Here is a 19574-nt window from a genome sequence, read left to right on the forward strand (position 1 = left end):
TTGCCGAGAACGCGTCAGCGCGCGAGCCATTCGTCGGTGTACGTGTCGATCTCCGCGTTCAGCTTCGCCTTGCCGACCGGGTCCAGGAAGGAGGCCTCGACGGCGTTCTTGGCGAGCTGGGCGAGCCCGCGCTCGTCGAGGTCGAGGAGGCGGGCGGCCACCGCGTACTCGTTGTTCAGGTCGGAGCCGAACATCGGCGGGTCGTCGCTGTTGATGGTGACGAGCACGCCCGCCGCGACCATCTCCTTGACGGGGTGCCGGTCGAGGTCCGTCACCGCACGGGTCGCGATGTTGGAGGTCGGGCAGACCTCCAGCGCGATCCGGTGCTCGGCGAGGTACGCGAGCAGCTCCGGGTCCTGGGTGGCGCTGGTGCCGTGGCCGATGCGCTCGGCGCCGAGCTCGCGGATGGCGTCCCAGATCGTCTCCGGGCCGGTGGTCTCGCCGGCGTGCGGGACGCTGCGCAGGCCGACGGCGCGGGCGGCGTCGAAGTACGGCTTGAACTGCGGGCGCGGGACGCCGATCTCGGGGCCGCCGAGGCCGAAGGAGACCAGCCCCTCGGGGCGGTGGTCGACGGCGAGCCGGGCGGTCTCGGCGGCGGCCTCCAGGCCGGCCTCGCCGGGGATGTCGAAGCACCAGCGCAGGATGACGCCGAGTTCGCTCTCGGCGGCCCGGCGGGCGTCCTCGATGGCCTCCATGAAGGCCTTCTCGTCGATGCCGCGGCGGGTGGAGGAGTACGGGGTGATGGTCAGCTCGGCGTAGCGGATGTTCTGCCGGGCCATGTCGCGGGCGACTTCGAAGGTGAGGGTGCGCACGTCGTCCGGGGTGCGGACCAGGTCGACCACCGACAGGTAGACCTCGATGAAGTGCGCGAAGTCGGTGAAGGTGAAGTAGTCGGCGAGGGCCTCGGGGTCGGTGGGGACCTTCGAGTCGGGGTGCCGGGAGGCGAGCTCGGCCACGATGCGCGGGGATGCCGAGCCGACGTGGTGGACGTGGAGTTCGGCCTTGGGCAGCCCCGCGATGAAGGGGTGCAGGTCGGTCATGGGGGTGCCTCCGGGAGGACGCGGGTGCGGGCAGGTCGGGATTCATCGTAGGCACGCCCGTGACTGTCGGTGGCAGCGCTTAGCATGGCTGTACGAGAGGGGGGCGCCGTATGACCGACAGCAGTCCCGAGCCGCGAGACCCGTGGGCGCCGCTGGAGCGGCCGGCGGTCGAGCTGGGCAAGCCGCAGGGGGCACAGGGGGCGCCGGGCGTGTCGGGCCCGCCGTCCGTGCACGACCAGCCGACACTCGCCGGGATGCCGGGCGACCAGTTCCCCCCGTACACGCAGACCCCGGCCGCACAGACCCCGCCTCCGATACAGACGCCGACCCCGACTCCGACCCCGATGACCGGGCCGCCCGCGTCCGCGGCGTACGGGTATCCGGCCCAGCCCGGCTACGGATACCCCGGCGACGCCGGATACCCCGCGCAGACCGGCCACCCGGGATACCCGGGATACCCGGGATACCCGGGATACCCGGGCCAGGGCGCGTACCCGCCGCCCTACGGGGCGCAGCGCAGCAACGGCTTCGGCATCGCCGCGCTCGTCCTCGGGATCCTTGCGGTCGTCGGCTGCATCACCAGCTTCTTCGCGATAGCGCTCGGGGCGGCCGCGGTCGTCTTCGGCGCCCTGGGCCGCGGCAAGGCGAGCCGCGGCGAGGCGGACAACGGCGGGATGGCCCTCGCCGGCATCATCCTGGGTGCGATCGGCATCGTGCTGGGCGCCGTGATGGTCGCGGTCGTATTCGCCGGCTTCACGGAGGGCGGGTACGACGACGACTCGCCCTACGGCAGCCCCTACGACAACTCCCAGGTACGCGAGAAGGTCTGATCGGCCGCCTCAGGAGGCCCACGGCCAGCCGGCGTCGCGGCCGGCCTCGATCAGGGACACCATCCGGAAGGCCCCGTCGGTGAGCCCGCCGAAGGTGTGCCGGTTCGCGGTACCGGAGGGCGCGTGCCCCACCCGGTAGCCGGCCAGGTTCCAGGTGTAGACCGGAACCGCGGCCGGCACCTCGACCGTCGGATCGCCGCCGTAGCCGTACGAGGCGGCCTGCTCGTCGGTGACGATCAACACCCGGTCGTGGCCGTCGTAGTACTTCTTCACCGCCGCGGCCGTGTAGGTCCCGCCGAGCTGTCCGAACCGCTCCAGCACCTTCAGTACGGACTGGCCGCGGTCGCACCGGACCGCCTCGCTGGTCGTACCGAACTGCACCAGGTCGGCCTGCTCGGCCCGCAGCGCCAGCGCCGTTCCGAAAATGGCCGCCGCGTCCGCCCGGTTGAGCTCGGAGCGGTCCGACAGCGGGGACCACATCGACCCGGACCGGTCGACGAGGACCAGCGTCCGGCCCGGCAGCGCCGGTACGTTGGCCAGCGAGTGGCCGAGCGCCTGCTCCAGCGGGTACGACCAGCGCAGCGAGGGCGCGTGCTGATAGGCGGCCAGGTAGCGGAAGGGGAACTGCCGGGACCGCGCGACGACCTCCGGGTCGGAGATCCTCGCCGCGACCTGTGCGGCCACCGCGTCCGAGACTCCGGCCCGGTCGAAGTTGCGCAGGTTGCGCAGCAGCGCCATCGCACCCATGGACGGGATGACCGCCTCCCAGGCGGCCGCGTCCATCGGCCCCTGCAGCCAGCCGGCCAGCGACTCCCAGGTCATGCCCGCCGCCGCGAGTCGCTCCGCCCCGTCCGGGGCGGTGACCTGTGCCCGGCGTTCCTGTACCGGCAGCTCCATCAGCGCCCGGTGGGCCGCGAGGGTCCGGTTGTCCGCCGGCACCTCGGCGCTCTCCGGGTTGTGCCTGCGGTCGAGGGCGTAGCGGAACAGCTCGCCCTGCCAGGGCTTGGCCGGGTCGGGGGAGGCGTGCACGAGGTTGAGGACGTCGCCGAAGCGGTAGGCCTTGGAGTCGGTGTCGTACTTCAGCAGCGAGGTGCCGGAGTAGAGCCGGCGTACGGCGTCGGCGATCCCGCGCTTGACGGGCTTGGGCACGTTGCGCCCGTACGCCGCCGTCCAGTAGGCCAGCAGCTCACCGGGCTCGTCCGCGCGCCGCAGCACGGAGTCGACCACCTGGCGGTTCGAAGGCCCGTCGGTGGCGCCGGCGTCGAGCCGGGCCTTCACGTACTCGGCGGCGCCGACGAGCGAGGCGGTCCGCATGTTCGCGTCCCCGCGGAGCCAGCCCAGCAGGCCGGCCGTCCAGACGGGATCCTCGACGGCGAGGATGCGTACGAGTGCCGCGAACCGGTCGTCGCGCGCCCCGCCGCCCTCGTAGGCGGTCCGCTGCGTCACGAAGTTGGCGACGCCGAGCAGGAACAGCTCGGAGCGCGGGTCGCGCAGGTGGCCCGGGCCGCCCTGAGCGGTGCGGGCGGGTCCGGTGGAACGGACGGGCGAAGTGGGCGAGGCGGGCGTCGGCTTGGGCGCGCGCTGGTTGAAACGAGCCATGAGAATCCCCCCGAATTCGATGGAAGCGGGGGAGGCGTCGGGTGAGGGATGCCCGAGATCGGGAGTCGGCGGCGGACTTTATGCCCGACGAGCTACCTGGCTGCTCCACCGGCCCGTTCCCTTGCGGGTGACGAGCCGGGTGGGATTCGAACCCACGACCTCCGGGTTCCCAGAAGTAACCGTCGCCTGCGCACCGGGCATCCCCCACGCCGGCCTCCCGAGATCAAGGTGGCGGCGGCCTGGGTTTCTTTGCAAAAGAAGGAGCCGCAGCCTGCGCACCGGGAGGTGCGTGACGTAGGTGTCCAGAGATCGAAGTCGGCGAAACCACAAGGTGCTCTGCCAGCTGAGCTACACCGGCCCGAAGCCGGTGACGGGACTCGAACCCGCGGCCGCCCGATTATGAGTCGAAGTAGGTCTCGCCTTCGCACCTGGACGCTGATCACGTTAGGCGGCCCGTCCGGGCCGCCGCCACGCATTTACGTCAGCGGGACCTCGGCGGGACGGCGGCGGCCCGGCGCCGCTGCGTCAGCCGCTCGTCCCGCGCAGCCGCTCGCGGGCCTCCATGAGGGCGAAGCCCAGCAGGTTCAGTCCGCGCCAGCGCGCCGGGTCCAGGGCTCGCTCGTCGTCTGCCGCCAGCCCGATGCCCCAGATCCGGTCCATCGGGCTCGCCTCCACCAGCACCCGCTTCCCGGTGCCCAGCAGGTACCCGCGCAGCGCCGGGTCGGAGTCGAACTTGTGCACGCTGCCCTCCACCACCAGGGCGAAGCGCTCCCGCTCCCATATCGCGTTGTCGAAGCCGCGCACCAGCCGCCCGACCTTCTTCGCCTGCGCCGGGCTCTTCGCCTCCACGGCGGCGCGCTCCGCCTCGGCATCGCCGAAGATCCGGGCCTTGCCGGCCATCATCCAGTGTTCCGCAGTCGCATAACGGACGTCACCGACAGTGAAGGAAGCGGGCCACCACTGGCTCAGGCAGCTCGGCCCGAGCCTGCCGTCCGGCTGCGGGCGGTGCCCCCAGAACGGCAGGTACTTCACCCGCTCACCACGGCTGACCTGCTTGATCAGTTCGTCCATCATCTCCATGCACGCGAGTCTGGCAGTCGCCACTGACACTTCGTACCGGATTTTCGGTGTGCCTCGACACATGGTCGACCGATTCCGTCGCGTAATCAAAAGGCAACAACGGAATCACTTGGCCGAGGGCATCACCTCTGCCAGGATCGGCACTCAATTCGAGCTGTAGCTCGAACTGTAGCTACGGAGAGCGTGAGAGCGTTATGGGCAACCGCTTCCAGGTCAAAGACCGCTTCGCAGACGGCGCGCAGTACATCGACGGGCAACTGAGGTCCGGCACCTCCGGACAGTCACACACCGTGGTCGATCCGGCGACCGGCGACGAGGTCCTGACCTACGAGCTCGCGAGCACCGCGGACGTCGACGAGGCCGTCGCCGCCGCCAAGAGGGCCTTCCCGGGCTGGTCCGGCGCCACCCCCGGCGAGCGCTCGGACGCCCTGCACCGGCTGGCGGCCGTCCTGGCCGAGCAGGCGGAGGACTTCGCGTACGCCGAGTCCCTCCAGTGCGGCAAGCCGATCAAGCTGTCCACGGAGTTCGACGTACCGGGGACCATCGACAACACCGCCTTCTTCGCGGGCGCCGCCCGGCACCTCCAGGGGCAGGCGGCCGCCGAGTACTCGGGCGACCACACCTCGTACGTACGCCGTGAGGCCATCGGGGTCGTCGGCTCGATCGCGCCCTGGAACTATCCGCTCCAGATGGCCGCCTGGAAGATCCTCCCGGCGATCGCCGCGGGCAACACCATCGTCCTCAAGCCCGCCGAGCTCACCCCGCTGACCTCCCTGATGTTCGCGCAGGCCGCCAAGGACGCGGGCCTGCCCGACGGCGTGATCAACATCGTCACCGGCGCCGGCCGTGAAGCCGGAGAGCACCTGGTGGGCCACCCCGACGTGGTGATGACCTCCTTCACCGGCTCCACCGCCGTCGGCAAGCGGGTCGCCGAGATCGCCACCGCCACCGTCAAGCGGCTCCACCTGGAGCTCGGCGGCAAGGCCCCCTTCCTCGTCTTCGACGACGCCGACCTGGAGGCCGCCGCGCACGGCGCCGTCGCCGCCTCCCTCATCAACACCGGCCAGGACTGCACGGCCGCCACCCGTGCCTACGTCCAGCGCCCCCTGTACGACGCCTTCGTCTCCCGGGTGGCCGAGCTGATGGAGAGCGTCCGCCTCGGCGACCCCTTCGCGCCCACCACCGACCTCGGCCCGCTGGTCTCGCACGCCCAGCGCGACCGCGTCGCCGGGTTCGTCGAGCGCGCCCGCGCCTACGCCACCGTCGTCACCGGCGGCGAGATCCCGGCCGGGGACCTGGCCGAGGGCGCGTACTACCGGCCCACCCTCATCGCTGGCGCCGCACAGGACAGCGAGGTGGTCCAGTCCGAGATCTTCGGCCCGGTCCTCGTCGTCCTGCCCTTCGACACCGACGACGAGGGCATCGCGCTGGCCAACGACACCCCGTACGGACTCGCGGCCTCCGCCTGGAGCCGTGACCTCTACCGGGCGAACCGGGCCACCCGCGAGATCAAGGCGGGCTGCGTCTGGGTCAACGACCACATTCCGATCATCAGCGAGATGCCCCACGGGGGCTACAAGGCCAGCGGCTTCGGAAAGGACATGTCGACCTACTCCTTCGAGGAGTACACGCAGGTCAAGCACGTGATGTACGACAACACCGCGGTAGCCGAGAAGGACTGGCACCGCACGATCTTCGGGGACCGTCCGTAACCATCTGCGGCCGACGCCGCGTGGGCCCACCGCCTGACCAGCGGTACACCTCCCGAAAGGGCACAGCGCATGGAGCAGTTCGAGCCCGACCGCCTCTCGGCGGCGCAACTCGCCGCGATGCGGCGCAGCATCACCAGCGGGCGCGGCGCCCTCACCCGCCGCTCGCTGCTGCGCGCCTCCGGAGTCGGAGCGCTCACCCTCGGAGGGCTGTCCGCCCTCACCGGGTGCGGGATCCCGCCCGCCAAACGTGAGGGCGACGCAGCAGTGGCCTCCGACGACCACTCGGCCCAGGAGAAGGAGATCAACTTCTCCAACTGGACCGAGTACATGGACACCAGCGAGGACGAGAAGAGCCGTCCCACGCTGGAGGAGTTCACCAAGCGGACCGGCATCAAGGTCAAGTACACCGAGGACATCAACGACAACGTCGAGTTCTTCGGCAAGGTCCGCCCCCAGCTCGCGGCCGGCCAGGACACCGGCCGCGACCTGATCGTCGTCACCGACTGGCTCGCCGCCCGCATCATCCGCCTCGGCTGGGCGCAGAAGCTGGACCCGGCGCACCTCCCGCACGCCTACGCCAACCTGATCCCGCAGTTCCGCACCCCCGACTGGGACCCGGGACGGTCCTACAGCTACCCCTGGACCGGCATCGACACCGTCATCGCCTACAACGAGAAGGCGACCGGCGGCAAGAAGGTCGACTCCGTCACCCAGCTGCTCGACGACCCCTCCCTCAAGGGCCGCGTCGGCTTCCTCACCGAGATGCGCGACAGCGTCGGCATGACCCTGCTCGACCAGGGCAAGGACCCGGCGAAATTCACCACCGCCGACTTCGACGAGGCCATCGGCCGGCTCCAGAAGGGCGTGGACAAGAACCAGATCCGCCGCTTCACCGGCAACGACTACACCTCCGACCTCGACAAGGGCGACATCGCGGCCTGCCTCGCCTGGGCCGGGGACATCATCCAGCTCCAGGCCGGCAACCCGGACATCAAGTACGCCATCCCCGCCCCCGGATACATCACCTCCAGCGACAACCTGCTGGTCCCCGCCAAGGCCCGGCACAAGGCCAACGCGGAGAAGCTCATCGACTTCTACTACGAGCCCGAGATCGCCGCCCAGCTGGCCGCGTACATCAGCTACGTCTGCCCGGTCGAGGGCGTCAAGGACGAGCTGGCCAAGATCGACCCCGCGCTCGCGGACAACCCCCTGATCGTCCCGGACAAGGCGATGGCCGCCAAGGCCCACGCCTTCCGCTCCCTCACCAGCGAGGAAGAGACGGCGTACGAGGAGAAGTTCGCCAAGCTCATCGGCGCCTGACGCACGCCTTGCGGCGGGCCGGTCCCGCCGGACCGCGGCGCCGGCCCCCGGACCTCTCCGGCGCCGGCCCCCGGACCTCTCCGGCGGCGCGGCCCGGCCCGCTCCGCATCCGCTCCGCCGAGCCTTCGACCCCTTGACCCACCCAACCCCGGGACCATCCATGACTGACAAGACCGCGGGCGGCGACGTCCGCCTCTCCGGGATCAGCAAGCACTACGGCACGTTCACCGCCGTGCACCCGCTGGATCTCACCATCCCCCAGGGCTCCTTCTTCGCCCTGCTCGGCGCCTCGGGCTGCGGGAAGACCACCACCCTGCGCATGATCGCCGGCCTGGAGGAGCCCTCCACCGGCACGGTGCACCTCGGCGACCGGGAGGTCACCGACCTGCAGCCGTACAAGCGCCCGGTCAACACGGTCTTCCAGAGCTACGCGCTCTTCCCGCACCTGAGCATCTTCGAGAACGTCGCCTTCGGGCTGCGCCGCCGGGGCATCAAGTCGGTCAAGAAGCAGGTCGACGACATGCTGGAGCTGGTCCAGCTCGGCCAGTTCGCCCAGCGCAAGCCGCACCAGCTCTCCGGCGGCCAGCAGCAGCGCGTCGCCGTCGCCCGCGCGCTGATCAACCACCCGCAGGTCCTCCTCCTCGACGAGCCGCTCGGCGCCCTCGACCTCAAGCTGCGCCGCCAGATGCAGCTGGAGCTCAAGCGGATCCAGACCGAGGTCGGCATCACCTTCGTGCACGTCACGCACGACCAGGAGGAGGCCATGACCATGGCCGACACGGTCGCCGTGATGAACGGCGGCCGCGTCGAGCAGCTGGGCGCCCCCGCCGAGCTGTACGAGAACCCGGGCACCACCTTCGTCGCCAACTTCCTCGGCACCTCGAACCTCATCGAGGCCTCGGTGGACTCCGCCGGCTCCGAGGTCGTCGTCTCCGCCTCCGGTACCACCCTGCGGCTGCCCGCCGCCCGATGTTCGACGACCCCCCGCGCGGGCGGAAAGCTCCTGGTCGGGGTGCGCCCCGAGAAGATCTCCCTGGTCCATGCCGACGAGGAGCACACCATCGCGGCCGGCCGCAACAAGGTCGCCGGCCGGATAGCCGACTCCTCCTTCATCGGCGTCTCCACGCAGTACGTCATCGACAGCCAGGTCTGTCCGGAGCTGGAGGTGTACGCCCAGAACATCGAGCGGGACGGCCGCCTGGTGCCGGGCGCCGAGGTGATCCTGCACTGGAACCCGGAGCACACCTTCGGCCTCGACGCGGCCCAGGACATCGACGCGGGCATCGAGACGGTGGAGGAGAGCGCATGACGACCACCGCGGCGCCGCCAAAGGCGCCCGCCCCCACCGAACCCCCGGTGCACAGGGCGTCCCTGCGCAAGCGGCTGATCCCGTACTGGCTGCTGCTCCCCGGCATCCTGTGGCTGCTGGTGTTCTTCGTGCTGCCGATGGTCTACCAGGCCTCCACCTCGGTGCAGACCGGCTCCCTCGAAGAGGGCTTCCAGGTCACCTGGCACTTCGGGACCTACTGGGACGCCTTCACCGAGTACTACCCGCAGTTCCTGCGCTCGCTGCTCTACGCGGGCACCGCGACCGCGCTGTGCCTGCTGCTCGGGTACCCCCTGGCCTACCTGATCGCCTTCAAGGCCGGCCGCTGGCGCAACCTGCTCCTCGTCCTGGTCATCGCCCCGTTCTTCACCAGCTTCCTGATCCGCACGCTGGCCTGGAAGACGATCCTGGCCGACGGCGGCCCGGTGGTCGGCGTCCTCAACAACATCGGCTTCCTCGACGTCACCAGCTGGCTCGGCATGACCGAGGGGGACCGGGTGCTGGCCACGCCGCTCGCGGTGGTCTGCGGTCTGACGTACAACTTCCTCCCCTTCATGATCCTGCCGCTGTACTCCTCGCTGGAGCGCATCGACACCCGCCTCCACGAGGCGGCCGGGGACCTGTACGCACGCCCCGCCACGGTCTTCCGGAAGGTGACCTTCCCGCTCTCGATGCCGGGCGTGGTCTCCGGGACCCTGCTCACCTTCATCCCGGCGAGCGGCGACTACGTGAACGCCGAGCTGCTCGGGTCCACGGACACCCGGATGATCGGCAACGTCATCCAGTCGCAGTACCTGCGGATCCTCGACTACCCGACGGCGGCCGCGCTGTCCTTCATCCTCATGGCCATCGTGCTGATCATGGTCACCATCTACATCCGCCGAGCGGGGACGGAGGACCTGGTCTGATGCGCAATCCCCTCACCTGGCTCCGGCGCAACCTGGTCGTCATCGCGGGCCTCGGCACGCTCGCGTACATGATCCTGCCGAACGTCGTCGTCACCGTCTTCTCCTTCAACAACCCCACCGGGCGGTTCAACTACGCCTGGCAGGAGTTCTCCCTCGACGCGTGGAAGGACCCCTGCGGGGTCGCCGACATGTGCGGCTCCCTGTCCCTCTCGCTCCAGATCGCCCTCTGGTCCACCCTCGTCGCGACCGCACTGGGCACCGCGATCGCCTTCGCGCTCGTGCGCTACCGCTTCCGGGCGCGCGGGGCGGTCAACTCGCTGATCTTCCTGCCCATGGCCATGCCCGAGATCGTGATGGCGGCCTCGCTGCTCGCGCTCTTCCTCAACATGGGCATCCAGCTGGGCTTCTGGACGATCCTGATAGCGCACATCATGTTCTGCCTGAGCTTCGTCGTCGCCGCCGTCAAGGCGCGTGTCCTGTCCATGGACCCGCGGCTGGAGGAGGCCGCCCGCGACCTCTACGCCGGCCCGGTGCAGACCTTCGTACGGGTCACCCTGCCGATCGCGGCACCCGGCATCGCGGCGGGCGCGCTGCTCTCCTTCGCGCTCTCCTTCGACGACTTCATCATCACCAACTTCAACTCGGGCAACACCGTCACCTTCCCCATGTTCGTGTGGGGATCGGCCCAGCGCGGTACGCCTGTGCAGATCAACGTCATCGGTACGGCGATGTTCGTCATCGCGGTGCTGGTGGTCCTCGCCGGCCAGATGGTCGGCAACCGCCGCAAGAAGGCACAACCGAAGTAATTCGGGAAAGCACGTCATCAGTTCCGTAGGGAGTTGGAAGCCATGGCCCCAGTCGCCATGCGTAGTGTTGCGAAATCCCTTTCCGAAGCGAAGCCGGTCTCGTACTGGCTGGACGACCCCGGCAAGCCGGCCGCCGAGCCGGCGCTGACCTCCGACGAGCGCTGCGACCTGCTGGTCATCGGCGGCGGCTACAGCGGACTGTGGACCGCCCTGATCGCCAAGGAGCGCGACCCCGGGCGGGACGTCGTACTGATCGAGAGCAAGGAGGCGGGCTGGGCCGCCTCCGGCCGCAACGGCGGTTTCTGCGCCGCCTCCCTCACCCACGGCCTCAGTAACGGGCTGGCCCGCTGGCCCGGCGAGCTGGCCAAGCTGGAGGAGATGGGCGCCCGCAACCTCGACGCCATCGAGGAGGCCGTCGCCCGCTACGGCATCGACTGCGACTTCGAACGGACCGGCGAGATCGACGTCGCCACCGAACCGCACCAGGTCGAGGAGCTGCGCGAACTGCACGAGGAGGCGCTGCGCCTGGGCCTCGCCGACGGCTCCGAATGGCTGGACGGCGAGGCGGTGCGTGCCGAGGTCGACTCGCCGACCTTCCTCGCGGGCCTCTGGGACCGCGACGGCGTCGCCATGCTCAACCCCGCGAAGCTGGCCTGGGGCCTCAAGCGGGCCTGCCTGGAGCTCGGGGTGCGGATCTACGAGAACACCCGCGGCCTCAAGCTGGCCGCGGCCGGCTCCGGGATGACCGTGACGACCCCCTACGGCACGATCCTCGCGCGCCGGGTCGCCCTCGGCACCAACATCTTCCCCTCGCTGGTCCGCCGGGTCCGCCCGTTCACCGTCCCGGTCTACGACTACGCGCTGATGAGCGAGCCGCTCGACGAGGCCCAGCTGGCCGCGATCGGCTGGAAGAGGCGGCAGGGGCTCGGCGACAGCGCCAACCAGTTCCACTACTTCCGGATCACCCGCGACCACCGGATCCTGTGGGGCGGCTACGACGCGATCTACCCCTACCGGGGGAAGCTCGACTCCGAGTACGACCACCGCCCCGAGACCTACCTCAAGCTCGCGGAGCACTTCTTCACGGCCTTCCCGCAGCTGGAGGGGCTGAAGTTCAGCCACGCCTGGGGCGGTGCCATCGACACCTGCTCGCGCTTCTCCGCCTTCTTCGGCACCGCGCACGCGGGCAAGGTGGCCTACGCGGCCGGCTACACGGGCCTCGGCGTGGGAGCCACCCGGTTCGGGGCGGACGTGATGCTGGACCTGCTGGACGGGCTCTCCACCGAGCGCACGCGGCTGGAGATGGTGAAGTCCAAGCCGATGCCGTTCCCGCCCGAGCCCTTCGCCTGGACCGGGATCGCGCTCACCAAGTGGTCGCTGGCCCGCGCGGACGCCCGCGGCGGACACCGGAACCTGTGGCTCAAGACGCTGGACCGCTTCGGCCTCGGCTTCGACAGCTAGGGCGTCCCTCCCCTCGCGGGCACTCGACCGTGCGCCGCGCACGCCCGGCGCCGACCACTCGTCGCCGTGTGACCCGATTCACTACCTTGGAGTAACGAAACCCGCGTCATACCCGCGCCCGGCCCCGCTCTCTCCAGGTGAGAACCCCTCACCTACAGGGAGCGGAGGCCGGGCGATGACGATTCCGGGGACCAAGACGGCAGTGGACTGGCTGGTATCGGTGGCGCCGGATCCGGACGCCTGCCGGTGGGAGTGGGAGCGCAACCCCCTCGGGGTCGCCCTGCTGCCCGCCGGCCGGCGCTGGGACGTGCTGGTCCTGCCCGGGGAGCTGGGGCGGCCCACCCTCGACGTGCTCCGCCTGCTGCTCGACCGGCCCGGCCCGGTGCTCGCCGACTTCGGCGACTCCAGGGTGGGCTTCTTCGTGCCCGCGGGCACGGCGTCGCGCTGGCTCGGCACGGGCGTACGGGGCGCCGGGCGCGGGAGCTGGATCGTGGTCCCGTACCCCGGCCGGGCGACCGGCGGGGTGCGCTGGCTGGTGCTCCCGGACGGCGAGGGGACGCTCACCGATCCGGCCGTGCTGGAGCTCGCGATGCACGAGGCGGCCGCGGGCGTGCCCGCGAAGGAGGCCGGAAGTCTTGACAAGGGTATTGGTCTGGACCATCTTGGGCGCCGCTGACCCCCTCCATCCCCCCACGCACCGGAGGCAGTTGTGCGCAGAGCCCTACCCTTCCTCACGGCCGCCGCCCTCGCGGTGGCCGGCCTCCTCGCCGCAGGCCCGCCCGCCGCGGCGGCCGACGCCGACCTCGTACGCAACGGCGGCTTCGAGTCCGGCCTCGACGGCTGGAGCTGCTCCGGCGGCAGCGGAGCCGTCGTCACCACACCCGTCCACGGCGGAAGTTCCGCCCTGAGGGCCACCCCGGCGGGCCAGGACAACGCCCGCTGCTCCCAGTCCGTCACCGTCAGGCCCGACTCGGCGTACACGCTCGGCGCCTGGGTGCAGGGCGCGTACGTCTACCTCGGCGCGACCGGCACCGGCACCACCGACGTGTCGACCTGGACGCAGACGCCGGGAGCGTGGAAGCAACTGACGACCACCTTCCGCACCGGTCCGTCCACGACCTCGGTGACCGTCTACACCCACGGCTGGTACGGCCAGCCCGCCCATCTCACCGACGACCTCACCCTGGTCGGCCCGGACCCCGGCGGCCCCGGGCAGCCCCAGCCCCCGGCCGCCCCCACCGGCCTGACCGCCTCCGCCACCTCGTCGACGTCCGTCGCGCTGTCCTGGCCGGCGGTCCCGGGCGCCACCTCGTACACCGTCCACCGGGACGGCGCGGCGCCGCTGTCCGTCACCTCGGCCTCGGCGGCCGTGACCGGCCTCGCCGCGGCCACCACCTACACCTTCCGGGTCAGCGCGGTGAACGCGGCGGGCGCCTCCCCGCAGAGCGCGCCCGCCTCCGCGACCACGCCCGGTGGCGGGGGAGGCGGCGGGGGCGGCCTCCCCCCGCACGCGCTCGTCGGCTACCTGCACGCGAGCTTCGCCAACGGCTCCGGACACGTCCGGATGGCCGACGTCCCCGCCTCCTGGGACGTCATCAACCTCGCCTTCGGCGAACCCACTTCGGTGACCTCGGGCGACATCCGCTTCCGGCTCTGCCCGGTCGCGGAATGCCCGAACGCCGAATCCCCGGCGGAGTTCAAGGCGGCCATCAAGGCCAGGCAGGCGGCCGGCAGGAAGGTGCTCATCTCGATCGGCGGCCAGAACGGCCAGGTCCAGCTCGCGAGCACGGCCGCCCGGGACACCTTCGTCTCCTCCGTCGGCAACATCATCGACGAGTACGGCCTCGACGGCCTGGACATCGACTTCGAGGGCCACTCCCTGTCCCTGGCCACCGGGGACACCGACTTCCGGGCGCCCACCACCCCGGTGGTCGTCAACCTGATCTCGGCCGTGAAGACCCTGAAGGCCCGCTACGGACCGGACTTCGTCCTGACCATGGCCCCGGAGACCTTCTTCGTCCAGCTGGGCTACCAGTACTACGGCTCCGGCCCCTGGGGCGGCCAGGACCCGCGCGCCGGTGCGTACCTCCCGGTCATCCACGCCCTGCGTGACGACCTCACCCTGCTCCACGTCCAGGACTACAACTCGGGCTCGATCATGGGCCTCGACAACCAGTACCACTCCATGGGGGGCGCGGACTTCCACATCGCCATGACCGACATGCTGCTGACCGGCTTCCCGGTCGCCGGGAACACCGCCCGGGTCTTCCCGGCCCTGCGCCCGGACCAGGTCGCCATCGGCCTGCCGGCCACGACGAACGCGGGCAACGGCCACACCTCGCCCGCGGAGGTGAACAAGGCCCTGAACTGTCTGACCAAGAGGACCGACTGCGGGACCTACCAGACCCACGGCACCTGGCCGGGGCTGCGCGGCCTGATGACCTGGTCGATCAACTGGGACCGCTTCGGAGGCTGGGAGTTCAGCCGGAACTTCGACGCGTACTTCGGAGGCTGAGCCGTCCCGCGCGTCCCGCCCGGCCGGCCCGGCCGGCCCACGCCACTCCGAGCAGCAGGGGAGCGCAGAGCAGCAGGCTGGCCAGTACGTCCAGCGGCCAGTGCCACCCCCGCAGGATCAGCCCGACGGCCGTCGCCCCCGTGAGGATCAGGGCGGCGGCCGTCGGCCATGCCCGGCGGGTGTACGGGCGCACGAGCAGGGCCGCGCCGAGGTACGCGACGGCGGCGGTGGCCGTGTGGCCCGAGGGGAAGTAGCCGGCGGCCCAGGGCTCCAGGGGTCCGGGCCGGGCGGTCCACTCCTTGAACGGGATGACCAGGGCCGGCACCAGGGCCATCGCCAGACCCGCGGCCCCGGCGGCGAGCGCCCGCCCGCGCCGGGCGGCGTACGCCATGGCCAGGACGAGGACGGGCACGGCGACCGGGATGTTGCCGAGGTCGGAGAGGCGCTCGGTGACGGAGTCCGGAACCGCGCGCACCAGGGCGCGGCTCAGCGCGTGGTCCGGGGTCAGCAGCGGGCCGGAGACCAGCACCTGCCAGGTGACCAGGGAGAAGAGGAGGCCGCAGACCGCGGCGATCAGGAGAGGAGTGGCCGGCCGTCCCGGAACAGGGGGGATGGTTCCGGGACGGCCGCCCGGATCGGGTTGCCGGGCGCCCCGGGGGGTTTGGGGCGAACGGCCGTCCGATCGGTGAGGAGTGTGCGCGAACGCATGCCCAGTACGGTGCTGGGGAAGCCCAGTACTGGTGTCGCCCCCGGTTTCCCTGGAGCGGGGTGTCTCACTCATCTGCAGAAACCGTACGGCAGCGAAAGGGGGACCGACAGCAGGATCGCGCTCCCGCCATCGGCCCCCCACAGCTTCTTCACAGCGTCCGCCCGTTACCGCCGGTAGGTACCGGTCGCGGCGTGCGCACGTTCTAGCCGTTCGATCAGATGGCCGTGCCGATGGCCGCGAACGCGGCCTCGATGAGGTCCAGGCCCTCGTTCAGCAGGTCCTCGCCGATGACGATCGGCGGGAGGAAGCGGAGCACGTTGCCGTAGGTGCCACAGGTGAGGACGAGCAGCCCCTCGGCGTGGCAGGCCTTGGCGAGCGCGCCGGCCGCCTCCGGGAACGGGGTCTTGGACACCGGGTCCTTGACCAGCTCGATCGCGATCATGGCGCCGCGGCCGCGGATGTCGCCGATGATGTCGTACTTCTCCTGCATGGCCGTCAGGCGGGCCTTCATGACGGACTCGATCTTCTTCGCCGCGGCGTTGAGGTCGAGCTCCTTCATGGTCTCGATGGAGCCGAGCGCACCGGCGCACGCCACCGGGTTACCGCCGTAGGTGCCACCCAGGCCACCCGCGTGCGCGGCGTCCATGATCTCGGCGCGGCCGGTCACGGCGGCGAGCGGCAGACCGCCCGCGATGCCCTTGGCGGTGGTGATCAGGTCCGGGACGATGCCCTCGTCCTCGCACGCGAACCACTGGCCGGTGCGGCAGAAGCCGGACTGGATCTCGTCGGCGACGAAGACGATGCCGTTGTCGTTGGCGAACTTCACGATCGCGGGCAGGAAGCCCTTGGCCGGCTCGATGAAGCCGCCCTCGCCGAGGACCGGCTCGATGATGATCGCGGCGACGTTCTCGGCGCCGATCTGCTTGGTGATCTGGTCGATCGCCTGGGCGGCGGCCTCGGGGCCGCAGTTCTCGGCACCGGTGGGCCAGCGGTAGCCGTAGGCGACCGGGACGCGGTAGACCTCGGGGGCGAACGGACCGAAGCCCTGCTTGTACGGCATGTTCTTCGCGGTCAGCGCCATGGTGAGGTTCGTACGGCCGTGGTAGCCGTGGTCGAAGACGACGACGGCCTGGCGCTTGGTGTACGAACGGGCGATCTTGACGGCGTTCTCGACGGCCTCGGCGCCGGAGTTGAACAGGGCCGACTTCTTGGCGTGGGTGCCCGGGGTCAGCTCGGCGAGGGCCTCGCAGACCTCGACGTAGCCCTCGTACGGGGTGACCATGAAACAGGTGTGGGTGAAGTCGGCGAGCTGCGCGGAGGCGCGGCGCACGACGGCCTCGGCGGAGGCGCCGACCGAGGTCACGGCGATGCCGGAGCCGAAGTCGATCAGGCGGTTGCCGTCGACGTCCTCGATGATGCCGCCGCCCGCGCGGGCCGTGAAGACGGGCAGCACGGAGCCCACGCCACCGGCCACGGTCTGGAGGCGGCGGGCCTGCAGCTCCTGCGACTTGGGGCCGGGGATCGCGGTGACGATCTTGCGCTCCTGCGGAACAGCGGTCATAGGGGGCTCCTGGGGGGTGTTTTCGGACGCACTTGTCTCTTTGTCCGCAGGCTAGGCCCGGGAGCGGTGGTCCTGCATGCTCCGTTCGGTAGTGATCACCGCGTGTCCTTGTCCGTGACGGCCATAGGAAGGACCCGCGCGCGCGTCTTGCGGACGGCGCGGCGCACAGGAGCGCGGGTACGGGCCCACGGCCGACGCCGGGCAACTACATTGAGCGACGCAGCGCAGGCACGGGCAGGGGGCAGGGGTTTCATGGACACCGACGGCACGCACGACGGACGGGCAACCCGCTCGGATCGCGTACCGAGACCTGCCGGCGCCCCACAGGCGCACCCCCCGAAGCCGCGCCACGCGCCGGACCAGGGGCCGACCGTAGCCGACTGGCTGCGCACCCCCCGGCCGGTCGCCGAGCCGGGCGTATGGCGCTACGGCCACCTCCCGCGGGCGGCGGTGGAACCGCCGACGACCCCAGACCGGGCTCTTGCCACCGGAGCACTCGTCTCCTTCCTGGCGTGTGTCCTCGTCTGGTCCCTGATGCGCAACACGTACATCCCCTTCTGGGACGCACCGCTCAACCTCTTCACCCCGGACAGCTGGTACGCCGCGAACGGGGAGCCGGTCATGGGGACGGGCGGGATGCGGGCCAAGCCGATCTACGAGCTGCTCTTCGTCTCGACGCTCCTCTACGGGTTCGGCCGGCTAGGCAGCTGGCGGACCGCATGGAGCCGCCTGGTCGTCGTGCGCGGCCCCTGGGCACCGGCCCTCGCGGTCGTACCGCTGGCGTGGGTCACGCTCCTCCTCGTCGACAACCACCAGCTGCCGCTCCGGCAGCTGGTCTTCGCGTTCCTGCCGTACGGCACGGACCAAGAGGCCAACCTCGCGCTCGACAGTACGGCGAAGACCGCGATCGACGTGGCCGTCGTCCTGGCCTTCGCCTGGCTCGGCGGCGCGGTCCGCCTGCTGCGCCGGATCCGGCCGGCCGCGAATCCGGCCCGCCGGGACCGCCCCCGGGCGGCACCTGCCGAGGAGCCGGAGGACGACCCGGCGCGGTGGCCGCAGTTGCGGGCCGCCGGGCTCGGGGAGGTGGCCGAGCGGCTGGAGGTGGAGGCCGGGGGCGGGCGGATGAACGACGTGGACTACGCCCGGATCCGGCGGGCCTGGGACTCCGTGCGCGTCGACCCCTCGCGGATGCGGGCCTTCGCCGACGCCGTGCGTGACAAGGGCGCCGGGGCCTGTGTGCACCCGTCCGGGGCGCGGGACCTGCCCGTGCGGGCCGCCCGGCACGATCTGCTGGCCCGGCAGGTGCTGCTCGGCACCGTGGAGGACGGCGCCCGCAACCCGTACTCCCGCCGCGGTACCGCCCTCGCCCTCGACCCCGACGTGCTCGGCACCTCCCTGCTCGCCGTCGGCCCCTCCGGAACCGGCAAGACCCGGCAGCTGGTGCGGCCCGTCGTCGAGTCGCTCTCGCTCCAGGCCCTCGCCGGCCAGGCCGCCGTCGTCGCCGTCGGCGTGGCCGGCGCCCAGCTCGGACCGGACGCCGCCTTCGACGTCGTGGTCCGGGTCGGCGACCCCGCCTCCGTCTACGACCTCGACCTCTACGGCGGCGCCACCGACCCCGACGAGGCCGCCACCCTGCTCGCCGAGGCCTTCGTCGGGGACGTCCCCGGGATCGACGTCCGCCGGGCCGCGACCGCCCTCGCCCAGCTCCTCGGGCCGTTCCGGGCGGCGTACGACCGCTTCCCGACCGTGCCCGAACTGCGCGAGCTGCTCGACCAGGTCCCCACCGCCTTCGACGCGCTGCGCCGCGACCTCGCCGGACAGCACGCCATGCTGCGCGAACTCGACGCCCGGGCCCGCCAGCACGGCGCCCCCGCGGACCCCGGCCCCGCCCTCGCCGACCGGGTGGCCCTGCTGGACCGGCCCGCCTTCGCCGGCTTCTTCGACACCACCGGCCAGGGCCGGCCGTTCTCGCTGCGCGCCCTGGAGCACCCGATCCGGGTCCGCGTGGACCTGCCCGAACGCGGGCACGCCGACGCCTCCCGGATGCTGGCCCGGCTGCTGCTCGCCCAGTTCAACGCCGCCGCGGCCGCCCGCACCGACCGCTCCCTCTTCGCCTTCCTCGCCTTCGACGACGCCTCCCACACCCTGACCGCCGAGACCGTGCGGGGCGTCCAGCGGCTGCGCTCGGCGCATGCGGGCGTCCTGCTCACGCTGCGCACGCTGGACGACGTACCGGAGGCGCTGCGCACCCCGCTGCTCGGGGCGGTCGGCTGCCGGATGGCCTTCTCCGGGGTCACAACCTGGGACGGCAAGCGCTTCGCCGAGACCTGGGGCACGGAGTGGGTGGAGACGCGGGACGTCACCCACCGCACCGTCTTCGCCGACCAGCCGCTCACCCGCCTGATGCACTCCTTCCGCAAGCTCGTCACCGGCAAGGCGGTCACCACGGACGCGGTGACCGTGCGCCAGGTGGAGCGCGAGCGGTGGTCCGCCTCGGACTTGGCGCACGCCGTGCCGCCGGGGCACGCGGTCCTGTCGCTGACCTCGGTGCGCGGGGAACGGGCGGCTCCGCTGCTGGTCCGCCTGGCCGGAACGTCCTGACCCGCGCCCCGACCCGTACGAGGTGGCAGAATCGAGGGGAGTCGTTCGTACGACACGGCGAAAACCGTCGGCGGTCTGCCTCCTGGCCCTCCCCCTCGCCCCCCT

Annotated in this window: 15 protein-coding genes; 10 read left to right on the forward strand and 5 right to left on the reverse strand. The window is 71.4% G+C overall.

Going from position 1 to position 19574, the window contains the following annotated elements:
- Window positions 1–14: 14 nt before the first annotated feature.
- Entirely contained in the window at window positions 15–1040 is a 1026-nt protein-coding gene (locus ACFY0D_RS28160) for an adenosine deaminase (RefSeq protein WP_390800828.1), read from the reverse strand.
- Window positions 1041–1150: 110 nt separating this feature from the next.
- Between ACFY0D_RS28160 and ACFY0D_RS28165 the strand changes: the two genes are divergently transcribed.
- Entirely contained in the window at window positions 1151–1870 is a 720-nt protein-coding gene (locus ACFY0D_RS28165; RefSeq protein WP_390800829.1) for a DUF4190 domain-containing protein, read from the forward strand.
- A gap of 9 nt (window positions 1871–1879) precedes the next feature.
- Here ACFY0D_RS28165 and ACFY0D_RS28170 read toward each other — a convergent pair whose 3' ends face one another.
- Both ACFY0D_RS28170 and ACFY0D_RS28175 read right to left on the reverse strand, forming a co-directional pair.
- The gene (locus tag ACFY0D_RS28170) at window positions 1880–3469 is read right to left on the reverse strand and encodes a TROVE domain-containing protein (protein ID WP_390800830.1); all 1590 of its coding nucleotides are present in this window, start codon (window positions 3467–3469) and stop codon (window positions 1880–1882) included.
- A 525-nt stretch (window positions 3470–3994) separates the two neighbouring features.
- A complete protein-coding gene (locus ACFY0D_RS28175; protein ID WP_390800831.1) occupies window positions 3995–4549 on the reverse strand; it encodes an NADAR family protein in 555 nt (184 codons plus the stop codon).
- 194 nt (window positions 4550–4743) lie between these two features.
- Between ACFY0D_RS28175 and ACFY0D_RS28180 the strand changes: the two genes are divergently transcribed.
- From ACFY0D_RS28180 to ACFY0D_RS28215, 8 genes are all read left to right on the forward strand, one after another.
- Window positions 4744–6261 (forward strand): gamma-aminobutyraldehyde dehydrogenase, encoded by a 1518-nt coding sequence (locus ACFY0D_RS28180; protein ID WP_390800832.1) that lies wholly within the window; start codon window positions 4744–4746, stop codon window positions 6259–6261.
- A 69-nt stretch (window positions 6262–6330) separates the two neighbouring features.
- Complete coding sequence (locus ACFY0D_RS28185) at window positions 6331–7581, forward strand: spermidine/putrescine ABC transporter substrate-binding protein (protein ID WP_390800833.1); 1251 nt, start codon at window positions 6331–6333, stop codon at window positions 7579–7581.
- Window positions 7582–7741: 160 nt separating this feature from the next.
- Window positions 7742–8890, forward strand: coding sequence for an ABC transporter ATP-binding protein (locus ACFY0D_RS28190; protein WP_301366183.1), 1149 nt, complete (start codon window positions 7742–7744; stop codon window positions 8888–8890).
- On the forward strand, window positions 8887–9816 hold the full coding sequence (locus ACFY0D_RS28195; RefSeq protein WP_390800834.1) for an ABC transporter permease: 930 nt from the start codon (window positions 8887–8889) through the stop codon (window positions 9814–9816). Before ACFY0D_RS28190 ends, ACFY0D_RS28195 begins: the two co-directional genes overlap by 4 nt.
- Window positions 9816–10622 (forward strand): ABC transporter permease, encoded by an 807-nt coding sequence (locus tag ACFY0D_RS28200; RefSeq protein WP_030718627.1) that lies wholly within the window; start codon window positions 9816–9818, stop codon window positions 10620–10622. The genes ACFY0D_RS28195 and ACFY0D_RS28200 overlap by 1 nt, the downstream gene beginning before the upstream one ends.
- A 42-nt stretch (window positions 10623–10664) precedes the next feature.
- Window positions 10665–12083, forward strand: coding sequence for an NAD(P)/FAD-dependent oxidoreductase (locus ACFY0D_RS28205; protein WP_390800835.1), 1419 nt, complete (start codon window positions 10665–10667; stop codon window positions 12081–12083).
- 175 nt (window positions 12084–12258) lie between these two features.
- Window positions 12259–12759 (forward strand): hypothetical protein, encoded by a 501-nt coding sequence (locus ACFY0D_RS28210; protein WP_390800836.1) that lies wholly within the window; start codon window positions 12259–12261, stop codon window positions 12757–12759.
- A gap of 33 nt (window positions 12760–12792) precedes the next feature.
- A complete protein-coding gene (locus ACFY0D_RS28215) occupies window positions 12793–14598 on the forward strand; it encodes a chitinase (protein WP_390800837.1) in 1806 nt (601 codons plus the stop codon).
- Here the strand turns inward: ACFY0D_RS28215 and ACFY0D_RS28220 are convergent.
- Window positions 14564–15379, reverse strand: coding sequence for a phosphatase PAP2 family protein (locus ACFY0D_RS28220; protein ID WP_390800838.1), 816 nt, complete (start codon window positions 15377–15379; stop codon window positions 14564–14566). The two genes, ACFY0D_RS28215 and ACFY0D_RS28220, sit on opposite strands and share 35 nt — an antisense overlap.
- A gap of 142 nt (window positions 15380–15521) precedes the next feature.
- Window positions 15522–16868, reverse strand: a complete 1347-nt coding sequence (gene gabT / locus ACFY0D_RS28225; RefSeq protein ID WP_030012869.1) for a 4-aminobutyrate--2-oxoglutarate transaminase — start codon at window positions 16866–16868, stop codon at window positions 15522–15524.
- 252 nt (window positions 16869–17120) lie between these two features.
- Here gabT and ACFY0D_RS28230 point away from each other — a divergent pair, with 252 nt between their 5' ends.
- Window positions 17121–19469 carry an ATP/GTP-binding protein gene (locus ACFY0D_RS28230; RefSeq protein WP_390800839.1) on the forward strand — a complete coding sequence of 783 codons (2349 nt, stop codon included), beginning with the start codon at window positions 17121–17123 and terminating at the stop codon, window positions 19467–19469.
- The last annotated feature ends 105 nt before the right edge of the window (window positions 19470–19574 follow it).

Source organism: Streptomyces sp. NPDC001502, assembly GCF_042894785.1.
Lineage (GTDB): Bacteria > Actinomycetota > Actinomycetes > Streptomycetales > Streptomycetaceae > Streptomyces > Streptomyces kutzneri.

Bases quoted from the DNA above. Each gene is read 5' to 3' on its own strand.
- ACFY0D_RS28190 (WP_301366183.1), top strand. From the start codon at position 7,742: ATGACTGACAAGACCGCGGGCGGCGACGTCCGCCTCTCCGGGATCAGC.
- ACFY0D_RS28180 (WP_390800832.1), top strand. From the start codon at position 4,744: ATGGGCAACCGCTTCCAGGTCAAAGACCGCTTCGCAGACGGCGCGCAG.
- ACFY0D_RS28195 (WP_390800834.1), top strand. From the start codon at position 8,887: ATGACGACCACCGCGGCGCCGCCAAAGGCGCCCGCCCCCACCGAACCC.
- ACFY0D_RS28205 (WP_390800835.1), top strand. From the start codon at position 10,665: ATGGCCCCAGTCGCCATGCGTAGTGTTGCGAAATCCCTTTCCGAAGCG.
- gabT (WP_030012869.1), bottom strand. From the start codon at position 16,868: ATGACCGCTGTTCCGCAGGAGCGCAAGATCGTCACCGCGATCCCCGGC.
- ACFY0D_RS28160 (WP_390800828.1), bottom strand. From the start codon at position 1,040: ATGACCGACCTGCACCCCTTCATCGCGGGGCTGCCCAAGGCCGAACTC.
- ACFY0D_RS28200 (WP_030718627.1), top strand. From the start codon at position 9,816: ATGCGCAATCCCCTCACCTGGCTCCGGCGCAACCTGGTCGTCATCGCG.
- ACFY0D_RS28210 (WP_390800836.1), top strand. From the start codon at position 12,259: ATGACGATTCCGGGGACCAAGACGGCAGTGGACTGGCTGGTATCGGTG.
- ACFY0D_RS28185 (WP_390800833.1), top strand. From the start codon at position 6,331: ATGGAGCAGTTCGAGCCCGACCGCCTCTCGGCGGCGCAACTCGCCGCG.
- ACFY0D_RS28165 (WP_390800829.1), top strand. From the start codon at position 1,151: ATGACCGACAGCAGTCCCGAGCCGCGAGACCCGTGGGCGCCGCTGGAG.
- ACFY0D_RS28175 (WP_390800831.1), bottom strand. From the start codon at position 4,549: ATGGAGATGATGGACGAACTGATCAAGCAGGTCAGCCGTGGTGAGCGG.
- ACFY0D_RS28220 (WP_390800838.1), bottom strand. From the start codon at position 15,379: ATGAGTGAGACACCCCGCTCCAGGGAAACCGGGGGCGACACCAGTACT.
- ACFY0D_RS28170 (WP_390800830.1), bottom strand. From the start codon at position 3,469: ATGGCTCGTTTCAACCAGCGCGCGCCCAAGCCGACGCCCGCCTCGCCC.
- ACFY0D_RS28230 (WP_390800839.1), top strand. From the start codon at position 17,121: ATGGACACCGACGGCACGCACGACGGACGGGCAACCCGCTCGGATCGC.